This is a genomic window from Alloacidobacterium sp. (assembly GCF_035631355.1).
Classification (GTDB): domain Bacteria; phylum Acidobacteriota; class Terriglobia; order Terriglobales; family Acidobacteriaceae; genus Alloacidobacterium.
The window spans coordinates 1-22,547 of record NZ_DASQIX010000108.1; the positions used below are offsets into that span (position 1 = coordinate 1).

Sequence of the window (22,547 nt, forward strand, 5' to 3'; positions counted from 1 at the left end):
GCCTTCAGCGCCTTCAGCGGCGAGGTCGGAAACCAGATGTGATCCTGCCAATGCGTCGCGCCCTGGCCCGGAGGCATGATCGCATTTCCTCCCGGCGGATCTACCTGCGCCGAGCCGCCTCCGGAAATCATTCCCACATCCGCATGGCCGCCGATCACCGCAATCGACTTTACCTTCGCTCCAAGCGGCAGAATCCCCTTGTCATTTTTCAGCAGGACAATGCTCTGCTCTTCAATATGCTGGGCCACGTCGAAGCCATGCCGCACATCGACCACGCTTTTCTCCACGGGATAGTCAACGATGCCCGACAGAAACTCGCCATAGAGGACGCGTCGCGCGTGGTCGTCAATCTCCGACATGGGAACGCGTCCTGCTTCGACGGCTTCCTTCAACTTCGGGCCAAAGTAGTGGTCCATCGGCTCCTCGTTGTCCAGCCCCGCAGCGGAAGCTTTCTCTGTGCTGTGCGTGCCGCCCCAGTCGGAAAGTACGAAGCCCTTAAAACCCCACTCTCCTTTCAGCACATCGGTGAGCGTGTACTTGTTCTCACACGCGAAGTCGCCGTTGATGCGGTTGTAGGAGCACATCACCGCTGCAGGATTGGCAATCTTGATGCCGATGTGAAACGCCAGCAGGTCGCTCTCCTGCAAGGCGCGCTTCGAAATGATTGCGTTCACAATGTTGCGGCCTGTTTCCTGGTCGTTCACCGCATAGTGCTTGATGTCGCCAATTACGTGCTGCGCCTGCTCGCACTTCATCAGGTTGCCGACCATCGTTCCGGCTAGCAGCGGGTCCTCGCCCATATATTCAAATGTGCGTCCGTTGCGCGGCTCGCGTGTCAGGTTCACGCCGCCACCGAGCGTCATGTTGTAGCCCTGCGCCCGCAGCTCGCTCCCTATGACTGCCCCATAATCGCAGGCAGCTTCCGGATTCCAGCTCGAGGCCGCTCCTGCATTTGAAGGCAGCGCGGTCGAGTACCGCCCGTTTTCACCGCTGCTGCGCACGCCATACGCCGCGTCAGACATATAGATGTTCGGAATGCCCAGCCGCGGAACGCCTACCGTCATGCCCGCGCCGCCGTTGGACAGATATGTCAGCGGCGTCTGCCAGTTGGGCACATGCGCCATGCCCGTTCCGTGCAGCAGGGCAATCTTCTCATCGAGCGTCATCTGCTTCAGCACCAGATCGGCGCGCTCGTCCGGCGACAGGCTCTTATTCATCCACGGACGGTCTGCGACGGTCTGTCCGCCATTTCCCTCTTGCGCCATCGCCACGCCCGCCGGCAACAGCAGCGCTATCAATCCCGCCGCGAGCGGCAGGCTTTTTCTAAGCACACCCATCCCCATTGCTTCCCCTCAAATTTCCAATTGCGCGCTCATACTAAAGTCACAGAAACACAACCGTCAAGCTCAAACGATTTACTTAATGATTTTTCTGGAAATGGCTTAAATTACATTGAAGTCAACCGATTGCCTTAAATCATTGTCACATTGATTAAGAATTAAACCCAGTCTCGACCTCAGAAAACCCACCCAAAAAGGCTCTTTCGTCAAGCGCAGCAAACGAAGGATACGCTACTATCGTCCTGCAAATAGCACCCGAGATCGTATTTATGCAAATCTTTCAGGATCTCCGTTATGCCGTGCGCCAGTTGCGCAAGAACCCTGGCTTTGCTCTCACAGCTATCCTGACCCTCGCTCTCGGCATCGGTGCCACCACCGCCGTCTTCAGCGTGGCCTACGGCGTCCTCATCGATCCGTTCCCCTACAAGGATGTCCACACCCTCGCCACGCCGAAACTATGTTCCTCTCAATGGACTCGTTGTGGTTGGGATGTCTACAGGCCTGAGCAGTTCAATGAAATAGTTCAAAAGACCGATATCTTCAGTGGAGTGACCGCCTCCACCATCAGCGACGTAGCGCTCACCGGCGGCTCCGAGCCGCAGCGTCTGCGCGGGAATTACATCACGCCTAATACCTTCGATGTCCTGGGTGTTCAGCCTATCCTCGGCCGCGCCTCTGCCGAAAGCGATGTGCAGCCCGGTCATGGTGAAGTCGCGCTTCTCAGTTATCGCTACTGGCAGGCCCATTTCGGAGGCAGCCCGTCAGTGCTGGGGCGCGTGCTCGATTTCAACGGACATCCTCGCACCATCATCGGCGTCATGCCGCCGCGCTTTCTGTGGCGCGGTGGCAATGTCTACCTGCCCATCGAAATGACCAATAGCGATGAGATACAGGGCCAGAGCTATTTCACCCTTGTTGGGCGGCTGAAGCCGGGCGTGACCGACGCCCAGGCTTCAGCCGAACTGCAACCGGTCTTCAATGATCTGGCAAGAACGGAGCCGCAGCGCTTTCCAAAGGACCTCCGCATTGGTGGCGTGATGCCTTTTGACCAGATGTTCCAATCCGGCCTTTCGAGCACACTTTATCTCTTGCTCGGCTCGGTTGCCGTCCTGCTGCTCATTGCCTGCGTCAATGTCTCCAGCCTGCTGCTCGCCCGCGCCGTCAACCGTGAGCACGAATTCGTCGTCCGCTCCGCCATCGGCGCCACGCGCCTGCGTCTCGTCCGTTACGCTCTCACCGAATCTCTGTTGCTCGCGCTGGTCGCCATGCCTGTAGCTCTGGCCTTCGCGTATGCAGGATTGCAGGCCACTCTACGCATCGTCCCTACTGAAACCATCCCTGATGAAGCCGTTGTCACCATGAACATTCCAGTCCTGCTTGTCTCGATTGGGATAGCCCTTCTTACGGTCATCCTCTTTGGGCTGGCCCCCGCATGGCACAGCGCCAATCCGCGTCTTGCCGCGGCCCTTAGCAGCGTGCGCTCTTCCGGAAGCCGCGCTCAACGCCGCCTTTTGAGCGGCTTCGTCGTGACAGAAATAGCATTGTCGCTGGCACTCCTGACGCTTGCGGGGCTTATGGTGCGCTCTCTCATCGCTGTCGAGAGTATTCCCCTTCCATTTTCGCCAGACCATACACTGACCATGCGCATCCCGCTCACTGAACAGCGCTATCCCACGCCTGAGAGCCACATCCGTTTCTACCGTGAATTGCTTTCTCGCGTCACCGCGATCCCCGGTATTAGAGCTGCAAGCCCGGACTCGAACACACCATTCCTGGGCATCTGGGGCGCCCAGGTGCAGGTTCCCGGCAAGCCTGAAGACAAACGCATCGTCGCGCTGCATCTTGTGAGCCCTGAATACCTGGCCATGTCAGCACGTCATCTCACACAAGGCCATTTCATTGATGATCGCGAAATCGCTGATAAGGCACACGAGGCCGTGGTCACAGAAGACTTTGTCAAACGATATTTCAATGGCGAGAATGTGCTTGGACGGGTCGTACATTTACCCGAACTAAAAAGCGATAAACAATTCGGCCTCAATGACGACGCTTTCACTATCGTTGGAGTGGTCAACAATATGCCCCTCTTCACTATCTCCCGTGTTCTACCTCATATTTTTCTGCCCTACTCCGTGTTTCCCTTGATGGACACGCTGCTGATCTCCACAGACATGCCAGCAGCCAATCTCGCAAATCCCGTCCGCAAGGCCGTTTATTCCATTGACAAAGACCAGCCCGTTACTGACCTCTTCACTCTGCGCCAGCTTCTCGACATGTATGGATACGCCAGTCCACGCTTCGCTCTCGCGCTCTTCGGGACCTTCGCCGCCGCGGCTCTACTGCTCTCGCTTGTCGGCGTCTATGGAGTGCTCTCCTTCGTCACCTCGCAACGCACGCAGGAAATCGGCATCCGCATGGCGTTAGGCGCGAATCGCGGCAACGTCATGTGGATGGTCCTCCGTCAGGCCTGCATGCTCGCCCTGCTGGGCGTCGCCATAGGACTCCCGCTCGCATTCTTCGCCGGACGCTTCGCCAAAGACGAACTCATCCGCACCTCGCAGCACGATCCGGTCACACTCATCATCGCGATCTGCATCCTGCCGCTGCTTGCCGTCGCCGGAACCCTGCTCCCCGCACGCCGGGCCGCCGCCATCGATCCGGCAAAAGCCCTACGCGCGGAGTAACAAGATTCAAGCGCAGTGAGGAATTTCGATTACGTTCCTTTCATTGGTACAGGGTCACTTCGCTCAGAATGACAAATTTATTTATGCGGCGGTAGTGTCCCTAACTTGGCGATGCGGCCTTTCGGGCCGACGATCCAGGGCAGGCTGAGGGCGTTCCAGTTGCCATTGTCGAGCGGCTGCCAGTTTTTGCCGTCGTCATAGCTGATGTCGCTTCCGTTGGTTCCGGCGGCGATCCATGCCTTGGCGTCCGCGTCCCAGGCTACGGCAGAGCGGTAGCCGTGCGGCGGCTTTTCGGCTGCAGTCCAGTGTTGGCCTCCGTCGGCGGTCCAGGCTGCGGTTCCGGCGGATTCGTTGGGCTTGGTATAGTCACCTCCTACGGCCATGCCATGTTGTGAGTCGCGGAAGGCGAGGGAGAAGACGCCGGAGGCATCTGCGCCGCTAGCGAGTGGCACAGCTATATAACGACTGATCGATGGATCTAGCCCGGGCAAAGGTCCTGCACAGTCGCACATAATTTCCGGTTGAGAGATTGGTCCGGAGAACTTGGCGATATAGACGTGTGCACCGCTCTTGCCTCCTGTACCGAACCAGACCGCGTCTCCAAAGATTGCAAGCGATGAATTACTGGCGGCGAAGGCTCCTGTTCCATCGGCTACCCAAATACTGCCTTCTAGCGCCGGGTCTTGTATCCATGTCTTTCCCCCGTCAAGCGTTTTCAAAATTGTGAGCGCCAAGTCGCTTCTTCCGTTTTTATTTCGAACGGCTACAGGGTCGCCTAACAGGATTCCGCGACCGCGTGTGGTGAACACTATCGCGTCCCAGAAACCGTTCTTGTCCGGGTTGGTATAGAGCAGCGTCCAGTGGGAGCAGCCGTCGGTGGTTTTGTAGAGACGGGACTCATCGCCGGGGCCACTGGACATGACGATGGCTGTATTCGCATCCCAGGCCCAGATGCCGCGGAAGTCAAGTTTTTCGGCTCCGGGAGGCATCCCGCAGCTTTGCCACATATAGCCACTGTCCTCGGTGCGCAGGACCGTGCCATTGGTTCCGCTGGCCCAGGCGACTCCACCGCCTACGGCGTGGATGCCACGCAGACTGGCAGTGGTTCCGCTCGACTGCATCTCCCATGGGCCAGATTTCTCAACCTGACCTTGGGCGAGAACCGAAAGAAGAGAGACGGCAGCCAGGATGGCGAGGGCTTTCATGCCAGCAAGAATACGCGATTTCTATCTGATTCTTCGGTTAATGCCCTCTGTTGAAGTTCATGGGGGTCGTGAATGTGCCGGTATCGTAGGTTGCCGAGCTCCAGGGCACACTCAACTTAAATTGAGCAAGAGGATTGCAGCCGACAATGCTGATAGAGAAGGATTCGCTGGCAGATCCGCCTGCCGCTATGTCGCCCAGGGCAAACGGGTAGCTGCCCGGCGGCGTGATCGCCGGAGCGCATGAAGGGCCAGAAACCTGCGTGAGCGTAAACCCGTTGATCTGGGTCGAGTAAACCGGACCCACAGTTCCGTTGGTCGCCTTCAAGGTGACCACGCGCGTATCGCGCTCCCCGGCCGTGGCAGAGACTGAGAATTTCAGCCCATAGCCGGGTAGCTGTGTTGGATCGACAATTCCACAGTAAGCTGGCTTGGTCTGCAGTCCCATATCGAAGGGCAGTGGATAGTCGGTGCGGGCGACCGGGAAGCCGTCGAGCCAGGTATCGTCGTCCGCCATTCCCAGAAGGTGACGGCCTGGAGCTTACCGCTTAACTGTCGAAATGCGTCGAAGTACCTTTTATAGAGCCAGCCCTGCTCGGCCAATACCGACGGCGGAATGTTGTTGCCATAGTTTGAGGTGTTGTCGCCCGCGTTGTAGACGCTCATGTCCAACTCCGTGACCTGCTGATCAATGCCGGGGAAATTTGCGGCCACGGTGTTGATGGCGTTGACCATCGCATCGACGGACGGGTAGTTGATGGCATTGTGCATCTCATGGCCGACACCGTCGATGGGAATGCCACGCGCGCGCAGATCGCCGACTACCTGCACGAGGCAGGCCAGGCGATTGGGATCGGCAGTGCTGTAGTCATTGATAAACAGCAAGGTGCCGGGAGGCGCGTACTGTCGGGCCGCTTTCAGGGCGACGTCGATGTAGCTCTTGCCGAGCACCTGATAGAACGGGCCGTGCGCGAGGCAATCGGGCTGCGAGGGGTCGAGTGGCTCGTTGACCACGTCCCACACATAGACCTTGTTGCCGAAATGCAGCACCTCGTTCTGGATGTGCTCCTGAATGTTGGCGGTGACTACAGCCTGATTTGCAGGAGAGTTTGTGCCGTCGCCAAAATGCATAGGACGGAGTCTGCGCGCCGGTGGCCCAAACGAGGTTGTGCCCGCGGATGCGCAGGCTGTAGTTTAGCTGGTTTGAGCGAAAACCCGCTTCATCGCGTCTCATTCATTAGCGCTGATTAGAGAGAATGTGCGAGGGGCCTGGTTTTCGGGGGGATTTCCGGGCTCCTCAGGGATCTGCTAACACAATCGGGACGGCGGCGCTGTCCGCCCTGATAGTGTTAGCACACCCTAGCTGATATCGTGGAAGAGAATGGCAGAGTTTGTCGTCAAGCTGGCTGATGAACGCGGGCGCGTGCAGGAACAAATCCAGTCCGCCGCGTCCGCCGAAGAGTTGCGCCAGCGCTTCTCCCAGGCAGGCTACTATGTTTACTCGGTTAAGCCCCGCGGTATCACGGGCGGACGAAAGAAGGCAAAACTCGAAACATTTCTTATCTTTAACCAGCAATTTCTGACACTCGTCCGCGCTGGACTGCCGATTCTCAGCTCGCTAGAAATGCTGGCCAAAAACCAGAAAAATCCCGCGTTTTCGGCGCAATTGCAGAACGTTGCTGCACGGGTACGGACCGGCGAATCCATCTCGAGTGCCTTCGATGCCCAGGGCGGATTCCCGCTCATCTATACGACAACGCTGCTTGCTGGCGAGCGCAGTGGCAACCTCGAAGAAGTACTTGGAAGATACCTGTCTTTCCAGCGAGTTTCATTGGCCTTTCGCAAGAAGCTACAGGCTTCTTTGATCTATCCAGCGCTGCTGATTACGCTGGTCTTCGGCCTCTTCATCTTCCTCATCACCTTCGTCGTCCCCCGCTTCGCCCTGCTTTACGATCAGATCGGCACGAAACTCCCATCCATCACGCTCTTCCTGCTCGCCCTCGGCAAAGGCGCACAGCGCTACATCCTTTACGTCCTGCCCGTTTTCGCCCTCATCGCCTACCTCGCCTACCGCTGGAGCAAGACCGAAGCCGGCTCTGACCGCATTGACGGCGTCCGCATCCGCCTTCCCCTTTTCGGCAAGATCTGGCTGAAGTACCAGGTAGCCCTCTTTGCCCGTACGCTCTCAACCCTACTCACCGGCGGCTTGCCGCTGGTGCCGTCGCTCGAAACCGCCGCGCGCTCCATCGCAAGCAAACGTATTGCGAAGGCGGTATTCTCATCGGTAGACAGTGTCCGCGAGGGCAAAAGTCTCGCTCGCAGTCTCGAAAACACAAAGGTCTTTCCGGAACTTTCAACGGAAATGATTGATGTTGGCGAGTCAACTGGCGCGCTGCCGCAGATGCTGAACTCAGTCGCTGAATTTTTCGAGGAAGACGTCCAGACCGCGCTGACCGCATCGCTCGCCCTGATTGAGCCCGCGATTCTGATCGTGATGGGCGTCGTAGTCGTCATCATTCTCATCGCGCTCTATCTGCCTATCTTCTCGCTCAGCCAGGCAGGCACGTTCTCGCGATAAAGGATTTCTCATGTCACAGGCGCCAGCATTCATTCCGGTCGAGCAGGACGAGACATCGCGTGCGCAAGCGTTGGCTGCACGCTACCGCTGCGAGTTTGTCGACCTCAAGAACTTCCGCATCCAGCACGATCTCTTCCGCACCGTGCCGGTCGACATGATGTTCCGCTACAACTTCGTGCCGCTGGAGCAGCAGGAAGACCGCCTCGTCATCGCCGTCAGCGACCCCAGCCGCCTGATGGTGCTCGACGAAATCTCCAGCCTCCTCGGCCAGCGCATTTCGGCCCGCGTAGCCACGCTCTCGCAGATTACCGACCTGCTCAAGAAGACAGAGCAATCGCAACGCGTCCTCGACGAAGCATCCGAGGGCCTGACATTTGACGTTCTCACTGGCGAAGACAACGCCGATGAAAACATTTCGATCGAAAAGCTGACCTCTGAAGAAGACATCAGCCCGATCATCCGCCTCGTTGATACCACCATCTTTACTGCGCTTGAGCGCCGCGCCTCCGACATCCACATCGAAACCTATGATGATTCAGTGCTGGTGAAATACCGCATCGACGGCGTGCTGCAACAGGCCATGGCTCCCATCGCGCGCGAGCATCACTCAACCATCCTCTCCCGCATCAAGGTCATGAGCGAGCTCGACATTGCCGAGCGACGCGTTCCGCAGGACGGACGCTTCCGTGTACGCTACAAGAACCGGCTTATCGACTTCCGCGTCTCTATCATGCCAACCGTGCATGGCGAAAATGCGGTGCTCCGTGTGCTCGATAAAGAATCGATGAGTGAGAAGTTCCGCAAGCTCACGCTCGACGTGGTCGGCTTCGCTGATGACGATCTGCGTCGCTTCCGGCGCTATATCCGTGAGCCTTACGGCATGGTGCTGGTCACGGGCCCCACTGGTTCCGGGAAAACAACCACCCTCTATGCCGCGCTTAACGAAATCAAGAGCGACGAAGACAAGATCATCACCATTGAAGACCCGGTTGAATACCAGATTCGCGGTATCACTCAGATTCCGGTGAATGAGAAGAAGGGCTTGACCTTCGCGCGCGGTCTGCGCTCCATCCTGCGCCATGATCCTGACAAAATTTTGGTCGGCGAAATCCGCGACCAGGAGACAGCGCAGATCGCTATCAACTCTGCGCTGACTGGACACCTCGTTTTCACCACCGTCCATGCCAACAATGTCTTCGACGTGCTCGGACGCTTCCTCAACATGGGTGTCGAGCCCTACAACTTTATTTCTGCGCTCAACTGCATCCTGGCGCAGCGCCTTGTCCGCACCATTTGCGAATACTGCGTGCGCCGTGTGAAGCACGATGAGGAAACGCTGCTCGGCGGCGGCCTTGATCTTGCTGAGTGGCGTAATTTTGATTTCCGCGAAGGCGCAGGCTGCATCGAATGCGGCGGTACCGGCTATCGCGGGCGAACAGCGATCCACGAACTGCTCGACCTTAGCGATCCGATCCGCGAGATGATCCTCGACAAGAAACCCAGCTCAGAGGTTCGCAAGCTCGCCGCAAAGGAAGGCATGCAATTCCTCCGCGAGTCGGCGCTTGACCGCGTCCGGCGCGGGCTGACGACGCTGAAAGAAATCAACAAGGTTACATTCATCGAGGCAACGCGATAGTGGCATTCAATCTTTTTATGCCCGTAACACACCAGCGTCCGCGCCTGGCCTGTGAACTTACGCCCGACGGCGTTGTGGCTGCGCGTCTTATCGATCCGGAACAGACAGCGGCGTCCTTTGCTCCGCTTTTTGCGGGAACGCTCATTCCCAGCCTGAAGACGCCGAACATCATCGACCAGGCCGCTATAGTGGCTGCATTGAAGCGGGCGCTTGACGCGGTGGAAGCTCGAGATAAGCGCTTGACCCTGATCGTCCCCGACGCGGCTGCGCGCGTGCTATTGCTCGATTTCGATACGCTGCCTGCCAAACCGGCTGAAGCGCTGCCCATCGTGCGGTTCCGCCTGCGCAAGCTCATTCCCTTTGAAGTGGATGAGGCTGCGGTCAGCTACCAGATCATGCAACAAAGCCCGACAGAAACACGCGTGCTGGTGACAGCGATGCCGAATGCCGTTCTCGCCGAGTACGAGGAGGCCGTACGGCTCGGCGGATACGAACCGGGCGTCGTACTCACCAGCACCCTGGGCACGCTCGCGGCGCTCATGCAGCCTGACCCTGCTTTACTGGTCAACCTCAACGGCAATTCAGTAACAACCGCGATCACGCGTGGCGACGAACTGCTGTTGCATCGCAGCGTTGAGCTGCCTGTTCAGGAAACGCTGCGCGAAGACGAGCTTCGTCATGCCGTTTCTGTATCAGTAGCTTATTTTGAAGACACGCTCGCCTTCGTACCCGATATTATCTTTTATGCTGGCCCCGGCGGCGCAGTGGAACTGACCCGTGTGCTGGGTCTGGTACAGTTTCGCGTGCGCGACCTTGTTTCCAATGGAAACGCAGTGCCTAAAGGGCTAGTGGCGGCAGTCACAGGAGCGCTCGCAAACTAATGCGCGTCACGGTCAATGTCGCTACCCGTCCTTTCGTTGAGCTGCGTCCCATATACAGACGGCTTCGCGCCTGGATGGTTCTCCTTTTCCTGCTGGCGATTCCTCTGTGGTACGTTGCGCGCAACGAGCAGAAGAAAGCCGACGCAGCTACCGCTCGCGTACGCCAGATGCAGGTCAATGTGCAGAAGATGCAGAACCAGCAGCAAGACTATCAGGGTCTAATGCGCCAGCCGCAGAATGCCGCCGTGCTGACGCAATCTGATTTTTTGAACGATCTCTTCCGCCGCAAAGCGTTTTCGTGGACGGCAACTCTGACGGATCTGGAAACCGTTCTGCCTGCGGGTGTGCAGGTAATGAGCATCGATCCGCAGGTCGCGCCAGACGGCCATGTCACCATACGCATGCGTGTCAGCGGCGAGCGCCAACGGGCCATTGAGGTAGTCAAGAACCTAGAAAGCTCCAAACACTTCGCCTCCCCGCGCCTTGCCGGAGAAGCTCTTGCATCTTCGAGCAACGGTAACCAGCAGGCAACGCCAGTCAACGCGTCAGATAATGTGAACTTTGACATCCTTGCCGACTATCGACCCCTGCCTCTCGACGAAGAACAGCCCCACAAACGCGACAGAGAACCGGAGCAACAGCAGAAGGGAGGTGCGCAATGAACAACGTGCGCAAACTCTTCACGCTGCTCAACCTGCACATCGCGGGTGTAGTGCTGCTGCTCGGACTGAATCTATTTCTGGCGACGCGCCTCTTCGTCGCATGGCATGCGGCTAACTCAGATCAGTCGGCAGATTACGAGGCCGAGCACCTCAGATACGTGCAGTTACAGTCACAGATGTCCCGCCTTGAGGGGCTCCCGCAAAAGGTTGATCAGGCTCGCAGCGACGCAGTCAAATTCTACGAAAAGCGCATTGCAGACAATTACTCGACCATGGCTGGAGAACTGGGCGCCCTCACCAGCAAAGATAATGTGCGCCTTACCCGCGCACAATACACGCCCACGCCGGCCATTAACGGCCTGACCGAGGTGCGGGTCGACGCTGCTCTCAGCGGCGAATACTCGGCGCTGATGCACTTCATCAATGACATCGAGCGCGACAAGAACCATGTTTTCTTCACCATCGACGCGCTCACACTCAATGGCCAGCAGGGCGGTCTTGTCAATCTGCGGCTGCGCATGACCACCTATCTGCGGTCGAGCGGCGACCTGCCGTCTGCAACTGGCGATGAAGGCGCAGTTGCAAGTGAGCAGGCGGCGGTGGCTCCTCAGGGGGCGCGACCATGAAGATCGGCGCTGAAGACAAGAAGAAGGTCATCGCCGCCGGCGTACTCGGCGCAGGTGCGATTGGGGCACTGGTGTATGCACTGACGTTTATTTTCGGCGGCAGTTCCGCACCCGCGCCGCCTCCGGCTGCGCAGACCTCGACCGCCCGGCCAAGCCCCCAACCAGCAGCAACGGCAACAGTGCCTGCAACGGGCGAACACGCAGCGGCCAAAATCTCAAGTAACATTGCGAGTCTCGATCCGACGCTGCACCCGGAGTGGATGGCGCAGGCGGAGTCGCTCGAATACTCGGGCAGCGGCCGCAATATCTTCTCGCAGTTCTCCGCGCCGCCTAAGATCGAAGAGGTAAAAGCACCAGTTCGCCCAAGCAATACTGTTGCCGATGCTCCGAAAGGCCCGCCGCCTCCGCCGCCCATCGACCTGAAATTCTTTGGCTACGAGACGCACAAGGACGGGACACGAAAGGCGTTTCTGCTTCATGGCGATGATGTCTTTATCGCGTCTGAAGGGGACGTGGTTGATCATCGCTACAAGGTTCTGAAGATCGCGCCAATGTCCGTGCAGGTTGAAGACTTGCCGTACCAGAACGCACAACCGATACCGCTTACGCAGAATTAATCCACATGCTTCGCAGCGCCGCCAAATCCGAATCGGGCTACATCCTGCTCACCGTGCTTTTCATGGTCGTGCTGATCCTGATCGCCCTCGCTGTGGCTGCTCCGCGCATCGCTACAAGCATTCAGCGCGATCGCGAACAGGAGCTGATCCATCGCGGAAAGCAATACACGCGCGCCATCAAGCTCTATTACAAGAAATTCGGCCGCTACCCATCCTCCATCGACCAGCTTGAGAACACAAACAACATCCGCTTCCTTCGCAAACGCTATGTCGATCCGATGACCGGCAAGGACGACTGGAAGATCATCCATTTTGGGGAAGCACATGTAAAAGCAATGGGACTGTTTGGCCAGCCGATCCAGAATGGTGGCATGTCAACGACAGCGGGAAGCAGCGTCCTAGGCGGCACACCCGGACTGACATCGAACCCGCTGGGCGGGGCTGCGTCCTCTTCCAGCACCACACCATCTTCCAGCGGCATCACCGGCTCCAGCTCCTCTGGAAGCTCCAGCACCCCGGGAACGATAAATGCTGGTACTAACCCCACCAGCCCATTCAGCAGTACGGGAAGCAGCACCTTCGGCAGCGGCCAGACCATGGGCGGCGCTCCCATTGTTGGCGTGGCCAGCAAAAGCACCAAGGCGTCCATCAAGGAATACAAGCAACAAAAGCACTACAATGAGTGGGAGTTCGTGTACGATCCTGTCGAAGACCTGATGAGCTCCGTGAGTCTCTTCGGAGGAGGGCAAAGCGGATCCGGGAACCTCAATGGCCCCGGCAGTAATGGCACGATGAGTCCTGGTACTCCGTCGAGTCCCTTCAGTTCTGGCCCAGCAGCAAACCCGACTTCTGGCACGAACCCCACGAGCAACCCGCCCACTTCACCACAATAAAAAGGCCTCGCATCGCGAGGCCATTTCCGCTCCCAAGTCGGAGAGATTACACGTTGAACGAAGATCCGCAGCCGCAGGTGCTCTTCGTGTTTGGGTTCTCAAATTTGAACCCTGCCGCTTCCAGCGTCTCAACATAGTCCACAACGCATCCGGTTAGGTACATCAGCGATGTTGCATCGACAAAGACCTTAAGGCCGTCGAAGTTGAAGACCTTGTCCATCATGCCCGACTGGTTCTCAAATGACATGGAGTACTGGAAACCCGAGCAGCCGCCGCCCACTACGCCAATGCGCAGTCCGGCCGGAAGCGGGTCCTGGGTCGCCATGATCTCGCGCACTTTGGCAACCGCCGTATCGGTAAGCGACATGGGGGTCCTTTTGACTTCCGGGGTTTCAGTTGGCATAACGGCTGTAGTTGCCATGTATTTCTCCTGAATGAACTCTGCTATCAGTGTAGCGCCCTGAAGCGGCGCCTACAACACTTGTTATTGGATGATAAAAACCTGACAGTCGATTCAGACCTCCGATGATTGATATATAAGAAGTTAATCTGCCGTAATCTGTCCGGATATACGCCCATACTGCTGTTCCGTTAGAACCCCTTTGGCCACCAGATCATGCGGATGGCTGTAAGGCCGGTTACGTATAATCCTCTGCGCACGTGCTCCGGTGATTCCCGGCAAATCAACCAGCTGCTGTTCCGACGCGGAATTAATATCGACAGTTCCCGCTCCGGGTTTGCTGTTGGATTTCAGCCCTTCTTTTACCCCCGCGGCGATGTCATTCACTTTGCGCTCGGCAGTTGCGGCGGCAACTTTGGCGTCGGCTGCCGCTTGTTGCGCGCCCTGTTTCGCCTGTTGCGTGGCTTGCGCCGCCTGTTGCTTCAATTGCTCGTCGGATTGCTTCCGCGCGCAGGCAGCGAGCCACAATGAAGCTGCAAACAAACACATAGCTACCGCAAGTCGAATTGCCAAGTCACTTACATTCTTTGCCCTATGAAATTTCATTCCAGCCTCCACGTGTGTGGACACAGAGATGGAATCATTTAGAGGCAAAGAGGTTGCCAAATTAGCTTCGCAGCGCGTCACAACCCCTGTTCAACTCAGCCGGAATAGGACTATCATGCTCAATCGAAGCGGCCCCACCTACCCCCGAGCCCGCGCATTTTCGGACCCGCCCGTACTGGGACCGACTCAAAACTCGAATCCCGAAGGTGAGCATCATGCTTATTCTGTGGATCGTATGGGCCGTAGTCACCTGCGCGCTGTTAGCGCTTCTTGCTTATCGTGGCACTCTTACTCGTTACGAGGAAGACCAGCTCTTTCTCGATCCCGCCGAAAACCACCAGCAGGCGGAGCAAACCGAGATTGTGAAAAAGGTCAATCGGGTGACACCGCTCGTCCGCATTATGACGGGCGCCACCTGCGTACTATCCGTCCTCATAATCGGTATTTACGTTTGGGACGCAATTAGCCAGTTCAAGTAGAAACCGGGATGGGCAGGAGCGTCTTTTGCGTTCCCGCCCTACTTCGCTGGGGAAAGCCCTTCCACAGTTCCCCGCGCAACAACATCGATTGTTACTTCCTTGTCCACCTTCAGCAGAAACGTGCTTTCATCTTTCATCCCCCAGGCAACATAAGGTACACCGAACTGCGTTGTCGCAGTCGCATCTGTTCCATTCAACTGCGCCGCCATCTGCAAGGTAAGCGGATGGTCTGTCCCGTGGACATTCAATGTACCCTCTACAGTTAAATTCTGTGTGCTTCCGGCCTTCAGGCTTCCGGAAAACTTCACAGGGTGGAAGAATGCCAGTGGGTATTTCGCGCTTTCGAGCACCTCTTTCTGCATCTTTTCGTCGCGAATGCGGTTTCCACTTTCACCTGTGACCGTGTCGACGACAAATTCGCCCTGCGCCGCGCCTGTCGCCGGATCGAATGTCATCAACCCACCTTTCAAGCGAAACGTGCCCCGTACCGTATGCAGTACGTCGTGCAACGTCCACCGGATTTCAGTTTTCTGCGGATCAAGGTGAATGGTGATCTTAGGCGCTGGAGCCTGTGCCCGCGCTATTATCGCGGCGGCGAAGACAGTGGCGAGCAATGTCTGGTATTTGCGACAGTCCGGGTTCACATGGACGCGCTTTCCGCGCTCGAATGTGAAACGCCTGAAGAAGCGCGCTTCACCATTTCGATGCCATTCCCCAGCAGAACGCGCGACAGGCTCTCCTCACCCATGTGCGCTCGCAAGAGTCCGCAAAATAACCCCGGCGAGGCCGACAGGGCCTGCATAGCTGCGCGGCCTATCCACGGATTAGCGTCCATCAGCAACAATGTCTGCGCGATTCGCCGCGGCATCTGCAGAGTCTTTTCATGCTCGGCCGCGTAAAAATCAAGCGAGCCTTTCTCAAGCGAGCGTCCCAGCAGAGATGCCTGACGGAAACCGATGGCAAGTCCCTCACCTGTAATTGCGTCAACTGATCCCGAAGCGTCGCCGATCAGAGCGACGTTTCCCCTCGCTACGCGTTTCAGCCGGCGGGTGGTTGTCAGAGCACCACGTTCCACCGAAATTTCCTTGTGCGCTGGAAGCCATTCTCGCAGGCAGGGGACCGCGTCAATGACCTGTCGCATACGTGTGGAGCTCTGTCGTGTCACTGCAGCAACGCAGATCTCGTCTCGCGCAACCGGTGTGATATAGACCTGCCCAAGCGCGCACCAGTGGACTTCCACATAATCGCTTGCCGCAGGAATCCGGTAGTGCCGGCGAAACCCGAACCGTTTCGTGATCAGCCTGCCATCGTCGAGGCCTGCCCAGGTGCGTACTCTGGACGACTGCCCATCCGCGCCCACGAGGTATCGATAACTGCACGGCTCATCGCCGAGCAAAACACTTCTTCCCAATGCAACGTGAGTATTCCACCGGATGCGGACGCCAATTTCCTGCGCGCGTGCCGCCAGGCGTGCATGCAACGCTGTTCTGCGCATCCCAAATCCTTCTTCGTTTTCGAAGTCAGCAGTTGCCGAAACCGGCATGTCGTCCGTCCAGCTTACAAAGCGGATACCTCGAAATGACGCGCCTTCATCGGATTCGCAATTCACTCCAAGCGCGGCCAGATCGCGGCGCGCATCTGGCAAAAGTCCTTCACCACAGGCTTTGTCAATCGGTGGTTTCAGTGCATCCACGACCAGCACATCAGCGCCCCGCATCCGCGAAGCGATCGCCGCGGCAAGCCCAACAGGTCCGCCGCCGACAATCAAGACATCACAGGAATTCCTCATTAATACCTACCACTCCAGTAGAAGCATCTCCGCGCAAAAGCCCGGGCCCATCGCCGCCAGAATGCTGCGTGTCCCCGGAGCAGGACGTCTGTGCTTCATCACTTCGTCGAGCACAATAAGCACAGAGGCAGACGACAGATTTCCCACGCGGCGCAGCGCCTCCCACGAAACATCCAATTCTCCATTCCTTAAGCTGAGTGCGTCCGCAGTCGCCTCCAGCACCTTCGGCCCACCCGTGTGCATGATCCATGAGTCGATGTCGGCACGCGTCAATCCGTGCTGCGCTAGAAATTCGTCCACGTCGCGCCCTAGATTTTCCCGCACAACCACCGGCACGTCCGGTGACAGCACGATAGTGAAACCCTTCTCTGAGATCTTCCAGCCCATCACGTCATGTGTATTCGGATAGAAGATCTGATGATTGGCCACAATGCGCGGTCCGGAAGCCGCGACCTTGTCTCCGGCAACCAGAACGGCTGCAGCACCATCGCCAAACAGGCCGGATGAGATAAGGTTCGCTACAGAAAGGTCGTTGCGTTGCCAGGTCAGCGAGCAAAGCTCAACCGACAGTAGTGCCGCAACATGGTCGGGATATGCGCGCACATAGTCAGCCGCGCGCCCCAACCCCGCAGCGCCGGCAACGCACCCCAGGCCAAAAATAGGGTTGCGCTTGATATTCCGCGAAAGCCCCATGCGGTTCACCAGGCGGGCGTCGATCGATGGACTGCATACGCCGGTTACCGAAACAAAGAAGAGTGCGTTGATGCGATCGCGGGCGAGGCCAGCTAACTTTAATGCGCAATCGATCGCCTTCTCGCCCAGTTCCTCCGACACCTCAATCCAGGTGTCATTGGCTTTGCCCCATGTGTCGAGGCCACGATAATCTTCAAGCGGCCGCGAGAAATACCGGCCGTCCACGCCGGTCCGATAGTGTAACCTTTCCAGAAGACCTGATTTTTCGAAGCTCTCGCTCCAATATTCCTTGATGGCCTCAACGATTTCCTGTTGTGAAAAGTAATACTGAGGATAAGCCGTCGCAGTGGCTGCGATTTTCATGCTGACTGAAACCCGCCCTTCATGGTATTCGACACCCGATTTGTTACCGTCTTAGAAATGTAACGGCATTGTCATTCTTTTGCTTGGAAAAATCGCGTATGGGAATGATCAAAGCCTGCGGATGATTCCTAAGTCCAGTAAAAGGCGCGACTTGTCTTCAAATCTTTACTGCTCGGGCCGCCAGCTGCAGCGCATCCTGCCAGAAGCTCTTTGACGAATGCACAACCTCCATGACCTGTCCTATTGCTATAACGAATTGATCAAGGCTCCCTTCGCTGCCGTTCAGCGGAGGCACCGCCTTCAGCACCATGAAATTGTTTCCGCATATCTGCGTCAGGATGCGGTGTTCACGGAACATCCGCATTACGACCACCTGTCCGAACATGGCTGGATGAATCCTGCGGAATGCCTCAAACGAAAGCCGCAAACCCAGCGAACGTGGCTGGCCGAAGACAATCCCGTTGAAGAACCCTAAACCACGGACTTCAGCCACCATCTCGTATTCGGCGAGCGCTCTCCGGAGTGCCTCCCGAAAACTTTCGCCAAGAGTCAGCGCCCGCTCGCCTAGCCCCTCCTGCTCCAGCACCTCGATAGTGCTTAGCCCAGCCCGCATCGCCAGCGAATTCTCGCTGTAGGTAGAAGTATGAACAATCGCGCGCTTCAGAGAGCTGTAAACATTGTCGTACACCTGGTCTGTCATTAATACCGCGCCAACCGGAACCAGGCCGCCGCTTAGTGCTTTGGCCAGAATCACCATATCCGGATCCAGACCGAAGTGATGTGACGCGAGAAATGTTCCAGTGCGATACAAGCCGGTCTGGACTTCATCCAGCACAAAGAGTGTTCCGTACTTTTGACATAGAGTTTGTGCCCGCTGAAGGTATCCATCTGGTGGCAGAACGATTCCTCCCTCGCCCTGAATCGGCTCAAGAATAAGAGCGGCATATTTACGGCTGGACAGTTCGCGCTCAAGCGCATCACTGTCGCCGAAATCGACGAATGAGACCCCGGGCAGCGCAGACCCAAAGCCCTCTGACCAGAAGCGATGATCCATCAGTGAGAGCGCGCCGCATGTCAGTCCGTGAAAAGCATTTCGCGCCGCAAGCAGTCCATCCCTGCCAGTCGTCGCGCGTGAGAACTTGATCGCCGTCTCCACTCCCTCGCTGCCGGAGTTGGCGAAATATGCTTTTCTGAGCCTTCCGCCCGCGCGCGAACACAGCTTTTCCGCCAGTTTGCCCGCACTCGCCGCCACATGGCTCTGTAGCATGGATGGGCCATCGCTCTCCAGTTCCGTGCGCAGTGCTTCTATGATTCGCGGATGGTTGTGGCCGGCGTTGTAAACGCAATAACCGGAAAGAAAATCCAGAATCGTGCGGCCATCGCGAGTGTGCAGCTTCTCGCCCCTGCAGACCTCGTATTCTGCATTCATGTCCAACAGGTTTAGCAACCGAACCCATTGAGGATTGACATGCGCCTCATAGGCTGTTTGTGTAATTGTTTCCAACCCCAACCCTTTCCAAGTACTGCAAAAATCCATATGGATTCGGCTCTTTATCGTTTGCGGACTGAATCAAAGCCGCAACGCAGAGCATCGAAAATTATTTTTCTTGTGTAAGTATGACTCTACAGGAAAAGGAACCGTTAGCGTCATGCTGGCGGCAACAGTGACACTTCCGTTAGCTTTTAGGTCTTGTAGGAAACTATGCCCGTTTCCTCAAATCTCTGGCCGTTCGGCCGACCAACTGCATTGCATCCTGCCAAAATCGATTTGACGAGTGGGCTGTCTCCATGACTTGCTCCATCGCCTCCGCAAAGCGGTCAAGGCCTTCTTCGCTGATGTTCAGCGGCGGCGTTGCCCTCAAAACCGCTGCATTGTTTCCGCATACCTGGGTCAAAATGCCGTGTTCGCGGAACATGCTAGTCACAACCATCTGCCCAAAGATCCCGGGATAGGTGCGGTGCTGGCTAAATACGATCCCAATGAAAAATCCGAGGCCGCGTACTTCGGAAACCATCTCGAACCGGGAAAGCACTTCATCAAGGCGCATGCGAAATTGTTCGCCTCGTCTAAGCGCTCTTGGTCCCAAATCCTCCTGCTCCAGCACTTTGATCGTGCTTAGCCCGGCGCGCATTGCCAGAGAGTTCTCGCCGTAGGTAGAGCTGTGAATCATGGCGTGCAACGGGGAACTATATATGCTGTTATAAATCTCATCGGTCATCAACACTGCTCCAACGGGAACCAGGCCGCCGCTCAGCGCCTTCGCGAGAATGACCATGTCAGGATTAAGAGCGTAGTGGTGCGCAGCTAGAAACCTGCCCGTGCGATACAAACCTGTCTGCACTTCATCAAGCACAAAGAGCGTTCCATGCTTCCCGCACAACTCCTGTGCCCGGCGCAGGTATCCATCCGGAGGCAGAACGATGCCGCCTTCGCCTTGAATTGGCTCAAGAAAAAACGCGGCATATTTGCTTGTGGACAGTTCGCGCTCGAGCGCATCACCGTCACCGAAATCGACGAATGTTACCCCTGGGATAGGCGGCCCGAAACTATCCAGCCAGAAGCGGTTGTCGGTAAGAGACAGTGCACCGCACGTAAGTCCATGAAAGGCATTCCTTGCAGCAAGCAGACCATCGCGACCGGTGGTTGCGCGCGTGAACTTGATTGCCGTCTCGATTCCCTCGCTGCCGGAACTTGTGAAAAAGACTTTTCTGAGCCGTCCTCCAGCGCGCGAGCAGAGCATTTCAGCCAGTTCACCCGCGCTTGCGGCCACATGGCTCTGCAGCATCGAGGGTCCGCTGCTTTCCAATTCCTCGCGCAGTGCTTCGATGATCCGGGGATGATTATGCCCGGCATTGTAGACACAATATCCTGAAAGAAAATCGTGGATGACGCGCCCGTCGCGGGTGTGCAGTTGATCGCCCTGGCAAACATCGTATTCCGCATTCATCTGCGCCTGGTTTAGAAGCCGGACCCATTGCGGATTGACATACGATTCGTATGCCGTATGTTTACGTGCCTCCAAATTGATCCTCAGCAAGCACAGGCGGCAGGGGAGCATAAAGGCCCGGCTCGGGAAATTACGACGTAACGATCTAGGATGCGCAAATTAGTACATACAGCATCATTTTCTTTACGACTTCTTTATAAATTATGTACTGACAGAAAAGAAAGGGGTGGCGGTACAAAATTGAAGAAAAAGTAGACATTCAGCAGTACTAAAGGCACGTTTAATCGATGGCCACGCTCAGTTGGTGTCTCACATCCGAACCACGCACCCAGAAGATCACATCCATTGCGATGTTCGTCGCATGGTCGGCAATGCGCTCAAGGTTGCGCGATATGATGATGGCTTGCAAGGCATGCGCGCTTAACGCGGAGTGGCCCTGAATAAACTTCGTTAGATCTTCATGTGCGATCCGGTTCATGCGATCGATCTCGTCATCCATCGCAAGAACGGATTCAGCTATCTGCGCATCCGCGTCCAGCAGCGATTGCAACGCCGTACGGATCATAAGCGCCGCGCAATTCCTCATCCCATCGATATCAATAGGCAGATCGATAGAATCACAGTCGATCAAGTCCATCGTTCTCGCAGCAATGCTCATCGACTGGTCGCCAATCCGTTCCAGGTCGCCATTAATCTTGATGACCGCCAGAATAAAGCGCAGATCGATAGCCATGGGCTGCTCTTTGGCGAGCAGGTCATAGGCCATTTCGTCCAGCTCGCGTTGCGCCGAGTTAATCGCTTTCTCGTTGTCGCGCACAAACTCGCACAGCCCGGCATCTCGCTGCAGGTAGGCATCGACGCACGCGTCAAGCGCCTGCTGCGAAAGCGCTGCCATCGCCAGGATCTTGTCTTTCAGCTCTGCAAGCTGTTGTTGAAAATGAATGCGAGGCAAGAAAGCGTCTCCTGACATTCAGTATGCAACAGATATGTGACAATTCCGCGAAAACTTGGGCTGCCTGCGTCATGCCTGTAACTGACTCAGCAGGCAGGGTCTGTGGTTTGAAGCCGCTCTGCGCAGTTTGTCTGGCGGCATATCTCTTCTACTTGTCACGTAGTTTCGCCGTCCGCGGCGGAGATGTCGTCGGCGCGGTTAGTCGACAACCCTGAAGTTCCTTAGGGCAGACAAACGTTCCGGATTTCTGGTCACCTGGGCCCCTATCGTATTGTTTGGCCGATGTCACAAATGGGATTCCATCGATCTCAATGCAACTCATGCCCTTGCCGCACGCCGCGGAAAGTCCGAGCCAGCCTTTCGAGCGATCCTCGAGACTGTCACATTTGACAGTGGTTCTGCCCAAGAAAAGCAGGTTTGATAGTGGCAACGTTTTGTTTTATCTTTCCAGCCACGGGGGACGAAACATGCAAGCAATCCGTAATAGTAAGAAGTCTCTTGCTCAGTTCTTGGCCGCTCTGTTCTTCTTCACCGCAGGAACCCTGGCAGCGCAAACTCCTTCAGGCGTCCCCGTCTTCAAGGTCACGCCGGGTGAGAGCAACATCAAGTTCGACGTCGAGGCATCCGTCGAAATCAAAGGAACCTTCAAAAAGTGGGATGCCTCGATGACCTTCACATCGCCCGATGTCACCACTGGCACCTTGTTCATTAAGATCGACGCGGCGAGCGTTGACACCGGAAGTGGCATGAAGAACAGCAAGCTGAAGAGCGACGATTTCTTCGACGTCAAGAACAATCCTTACATCACTTTCAAGTCAACCAAGGTCGTGCAGACCGGTCCTAACACATTCGAGCTTGACGGCGATTTCACCATCCGCGGAGTCACCAAGCAGGAGAAGCTGTCCCTCAACCTCCTAAGCGGCAAGGGCACCGGCCACGGGACCGTCACCGGTACCATGGCTTTCGATCGCAAGGACTACGGAATGAACAGCGGCATCCCTTTTATCAAGATTGCCAACCGCGTCGAAGTCACTGTCAACCTTACAGCAGACCGGGTCAGCGGCCCTCCTCTGCAGTTCAAGCAATAGCCACGGTTCTTTGAAATTCGTTGCCGATCCAGCGCTAGCTAACTCCGGGAAATCGGGAAGTCATAATCTACTCGTATTGCCCGAATCATGGCTTCCCATTAGCGGCCCTG

General features: G+C 56.7%; 22 protein-coding genes. 10 read left to right on the forward strand and 12 right to left on the reverse strand.

Going from position 1 to position 22,547, the window contains the following annotated elements; genetic code table 11:
- Positions 1 to 1,337: glycoside hydrolase family 3 protein (locus tag VEV40_RS19105; RefSeq protein ID WP_414637859.1), on the reverse strand; the 1,337-nt coding region annotated here is incomplete at its 3' end.
- 272 nt (positions 1,338 to 1,609) lie between these two features.
- Here VEV40_RS19105 and VEV40_RS19110 point away from each other — a divergent pair.
- Positions 1,610 to 4,024 carry an ABC transporter permease gene (locus VEV40_RS19110; RefSeq protein ID WP_324834654.1) on the forward strand — a complete coding sequence of 805 codons (2,415 nt, stop codon included), beginning with the start codon at positions 1,610 to 1,612 and terminating at the stop codon, positions 4,022 to 4,024.
- A 77-nt stretch (positions 4,025 to 4,101) separates the two neighbouring features.
- Here the strand turns inward: VEV40_RS19110 and VEV40_RS19115 are convergent, their stop codons facing one another.
- Genes VEV40_RS19115 through VEV40_RS19125 form a run of 3 tightly spaced genes read right to left on the reverse strand, consistent with a single transcriptional unit; the run spans position 4,102 to position 6,357 of the window.
- Complete coding sequence (locus VEV40_RS19115; RefSeq protein ID WP_324834655.1) at positions 4,102 to 5,229, reverse strand: hypothetical protein; 1,128 nt, start codon at positions 5,227 to 5,229, stop codon at positions 4,102 to 4,104.
- A gap of 37 nt (positions 5,230 to 5,266) precedes the next feature.
- Positions 5,267 to 5,563 (reverse strand): hypothetical protein, encoded by a 297-nt coding sequence (locus tag VEV40_RS19120; protein WP_324834657.1) that lies wholly within the window; start codon positions 5,561 to 5,563, stop codon positions 5,267 to 5,269.
- A gap of 41 nt (positions 5,564 to 5,604) precedes the next feature.
- Positions 5,605 to 6,357: an endo-1,4-beta-xylanase gene (locus tag VEV40_RS19125; RefSeq protein ID WP_324834658.1), complete on the reverse strand. Its 753-nt coding sequence runs from the start codon at positions 6,355 to 6,357 to the stop codon at positions 5,605 to 5,607.
- Between the two features lie 250 nt (positions 6,358 to 6,607).
- On the opposite strand from VEV40_RS19125, the gene VEV40_RS19130 reads away from it, so the two are divergent.
- The 7 genes from VEV40_RS19130 to VEV40_RS19160 are packed head-to-tail and all read left to right on the forward strand — an operon-like array spanning position 6,608 to position 13,119.
- Positions 6,608 to 7,804, forward strand: coding sequence for a type II secretion system F family protein (locus tag VEV40_RS19130; protein ID WP_324834660.1), 1,197 nt, complete (start codon positions 6,608 to 6,610; stop codon positions 7,802 to 7,804).
- Positions 7,805 to 7,814: 10 nt separating this feature from the next.
- Complete coding sequence (locus VEV40_RS19135; RefSeq protein WP_324834662.1) at positions 7,815 to 9,440, forward strand: GspE/PulE family protein; 1,626 nt, start codon at positions 7,815 to 7,817, stop codon at positions 9,438 to 9,440.
- Complete coding sequence (locus VEV40_RS19140) at positions 9,440 to 10,321, forward strand: hypothetical protein (RefSeq protein ID WP_324834664.1); 882 nt, start codon at positions 9,440 to 9,442, stop codon at positions 10,319 to 10,321. Before VEV40_RS19135 ends, VEV40_RS19140 begins: the two co-directional genes overlap by 1 nt.
- Positions 10,321 to 10,983 carry a fimbrial assembly protein gene (locus VEV40_RS19145; protein ID WP_324834665.1) on the forward strand — a complete coding sequence of 221 codons (663 nt, stop codon included), beginning with the start codon at positions 10,321 to 10,323 and terminating at the stop codon, positions 10,981 to 10,983. The genes VEV40_RS19140 and VEV40_RS19145 overlap by 1 nt, the downstream gene beginning before the upstream one ends.
- Positions 10,980 to 11,609 (forward strand): GspMb/PilO family protein, encoded by a 630-nt coding sequence (locus VEV40_RS19150; RefSeq protein ID WP_324834666.1) that lies wholly within the window; start codon positions 10,980 to 10,982, stop codon positions 11,607 to 11,609. Before VEV40_RS19145 ends, VEV40_RS19150 begins: the two co-directional genes overlap by 4 nt.
- Positions 11,606 to 12,226, forward strand: a complete 621-nt coding sequence (locus VEV40_RS19155) for a hypothetical protein (protein WP_324834667.1) — start codon at positions 11,606 to 11,608, stop codon at positions 12,224 to 12,226. The genes VEV40_RS19150 and VEV40_RS19155 overlap by 4 nt, the downstream gene beginning before the upstream one ends.
- Positions 12,227 to 12,231: 5 nt before the next feature.
- Positions 12,232 to 13,119, forward strand: a complete 888-nt coding sequence (locus tag VEV40_RS19160) for a type II secretion system protein (protein WP_324834668.1) — start codon at positions 12,232 to 12,234, stop codon at positions 13,117 to 13,119.
- Positions 13,120 to 13,165: 46 nt separating this feature from the next.
- On the opposite strand, the gene VEV40_RS19165 is transcribed toward VEV40_RS19160, so the two are convergent.
- Both VEV40_RS19165 and VEV40_RS19170 read right to left on the reverse strand, forming a co-directional pair.
- Positions 13,166 to 13,540, reverse strand: coding sequence for an iron-sulfur cluster assembly accessory protein (locus VEV40_RS19165; protein ID WP_324834669.1), 375 nt, complete (start codon positions 13,538 to 13,540; stop codon positions 13,166 to 13,168).
- A 123-nt stretch (positions 13,541 to 13,663) separates the two neighbouring features.
- Complete coding sequence (locus tag VEV40_RS19170) at positions 13,664 to 14,125, reverse strand: helix-hairpin-helix domain-containing protein (protein ID WP_324834670.1); 462 nt, start codon at positions 14,123 to 14,125, stop codon at positions 13,664 to 13,666.
- 215 nt (positions 14,126 to 14,340) lie between these two features.
- Between VEV40_RS19170 and VEV40_RS19175 the strand changes: the two genes are divergently transcribed.
- Positions 14,341 to 14,604 carry a hypothetical protein gene (locus VEV40_RS19175; RefSeq protein WP_324834671.1) on the forward strand — a complete coding sequence of 88 codons (264 nt, stop codon included), beginning with the start codon at positions 14,341 to 14,343 and terminating at the stop codon, positions 14,602 to 14,604.
- A gap of 38 nt (positions 14,605 to 14,642) precedes the next feature.
- On the opposite strand, the gene VEV40_RS19180 is transcribed toward VEV40_RS19175, so the two are convergent.
- The 6 genes from VEV40_RS19180 to phoU form a co-directional block, all read right to left on the reverse strand.
- Entirely contained in the window at positions 14,643 to 15,248 is a 606-nt protein-coding gene (locus tag VEV40_RS19180) for a YceI family protein (protein WP_324834672.1), read from the reverse strand.
- Positions 15,245 to 16,393, reverse strand: coding sequence for an NAD(P)/FAD-dependent oxidoreductase (locus tag VEV40_RS19185; RefSeq protein WP_324834673.1), 1,149 nt, complete (start codon positions 16,391 to 16,393; stop codon positions 15,245 to 15,247). Before VEV40_RS19185 ends, VEV40_RS19180 begins: the two co-directional genes overlap by 4 nt.
- Positions 16,394 to 16,399: 6 nt before the next feature.
- The gene (locus tag VEV40_RS19190; protein WP_324834674.1) at positions 16,400 to 17,449 is read right to left on the reverse strand and encodes a type III polyketide synthase; all 1,050 of its coding nucleotides are present in this window, start codon (positions 17,447 to 17,449) and stop codon (positions 16,400 to 16,402) included.
- 157 nt (positions 17,450 to 17,606) lie between these two features.
- Positions 17,607 to 18,953, reverse strand: coding sequence for an aspartate aminotransferase family protein (locus VEV40_RS19195; RefSeq protein WP_324834675.1), 1,347 nt, complete (start codon positions 18,951 to 18,953; stop codon positions 17,607 to 17,609).
- A gap of 196 nt (positions 18,954 to 19,149) precedes the next feature.
- Positions 19,150 to 20,472, reverse strand: a complete 1,323-nt coding sequence (locus VEV40_RS19200) for an aspartate aminotransferase family protein (RefSeq protein WP_324834676.1) — start codon at positions 20,470 to 20,472, stop codon at positions 19,150 to 19,152.
- Between the two features lie 205 nt (positions 20,473 to 20,677).
- A complete protein-coding gene (gene phoU / locus VEV40_RS19205; protein WP_324834677.1) occupies positions 20,678 to 21,349 on the reverse strand; it encodes a phosphate signaling complex protein PhoU in 672 nt (223 codons plus the stop codon).
- 467 nt (positions 21,350 to 21,816) lie between these two features.
- Here phoU and VEV40_RS19210 point away from each other — a divergent pair, with 467 nt between their 5' ends.
- On the forward strand, positions 21,817 to 22,437 hold the full coding sequence (locus tag VEV40_RS19210; protein WP_324834678.1) for a YceI family protein: 621 nt from the start codon (positions 21,817 to 21,819) through the stop codon (positions 22,435 to 22,437).
- Positions 22,438 to 22,547 lie beyond the last annotated feature (110 nt).

What these genes read in the sequence shown, in the direction of transcription:
- VEV40_RS19110 (WP_324834654.1), top strand. Translation starts at nt 1,610, where the DNA reads ATGCAAATCTTTCAGGATCTCCGTTATGCCGTGCGCCAGTTGCGCAAG.
- VEV40_RS19115 (WP_324834655.1), bottom strand. Translation starts at nt 5,229, where the DNA reads ATGAAAGCCCTCGCCATCCTGGCTGCCGTCTCTCTTCTTTCGGTTCTC.
- VEV40_RS19125 (WP_324834658.1), bottom strand. Translation starts at nt 6,357, where the DNA reads ATGCATTTTGGCGACGGCACAAACTCTCCTGCAAATCAGGCTGTAGTC.
- VEV40_RS19130 (WP_324834660.1), top strand. Translation starts at nt 6,608, where the DNA reads ATGGCAGAGTTTGTCGTCAAGCTGGCTGATGAACGCGGGCGCGTGCAG.
- VEV40_RS19135 (WP_324834662.1), top strand. Translation starts at nt 7,815, where the DNA reads ATGTCACAGGCGCCAGCATTCATTCCGGTCGAGCAGGACGAGACATCG.
- VEV40_RS19145 (WP_324834665.1), top strand. Translation starts at nt 10,321, where the DNA reads ATGCGCGTCACGGTCAATGTCGCTACCCGTCCTTTCGTTGAGCTGCGT.
- VEV40_RS19150 (WP_324834666.1), top strand. Translation starts at nt 10,980, where the DNA reads ATGAACAACGTGCGCAAACTCTTCACGCTGCTCAACCTGCACATCGCG.
- VEV40_RS19155 (WP_324834667.1), top strand. Translation starts at nt 11,606, where the DNA reads ATGAAGATCGGCGCTGAAGACAAGAAGAAGGTCATCGCCGCCGGCGTA.
- VEV40_RS19160 (WP_324834668.1), top strand. Translation starts at nt 12,232, where the DNA reads ATGCTTCGCAGCGCCGCCAAATCCGAATCGGGCTACATCCTGCTCACC.
- VEV40_RS19165 (WP_324834669.1), bottom strand. Translation starts at nt 13,540, where the DNA reads ATGGCAACTACAGCCGTTATGCCAACTGAAACCCCGGAAGTCAAAAGG.
- VEV40_RS19170 (WP_324834670.1), bottom strand. Translation starts at nt 14,125, where the DNA reads ATGAAATTTCATAGGGCAAAGAATGTAAGTGACTTGGCAATTCGACTT.
- VEV40_RS19175 (WP_324834671.1), top strand. Translation starts at nt 14,341, where the DNA reads ATGCTTATTCTGTGGATCGTATGGGCCGTAGTCACCTGCGCGCTGTTA.
- VEV40_RS19185 (WP_324834673.1), bottom strand. Translation starts at nt 16,393, where the DNA reads ATGAGGAATTCCTGTGATGTCTTGATTGTCGGCGGCGGACCTGTTGGG.
- VEV40_RS19190 (WP_324834674.1), bottom strand. Translation starts at nt 17,449, where the DNA reads ATGAAAATCGCAGCCACTGCGACGGCTTATCCTCAGTATTACTTTTCA.
- VEV40_RS19210 (WP_324834678.1), top strand. Translation starts at nt 21,817, where the DNA reads ATGCAAGCAATCCGTAATAGTAAGAAGTCTCTTGCTCAGTTCTTGGCC.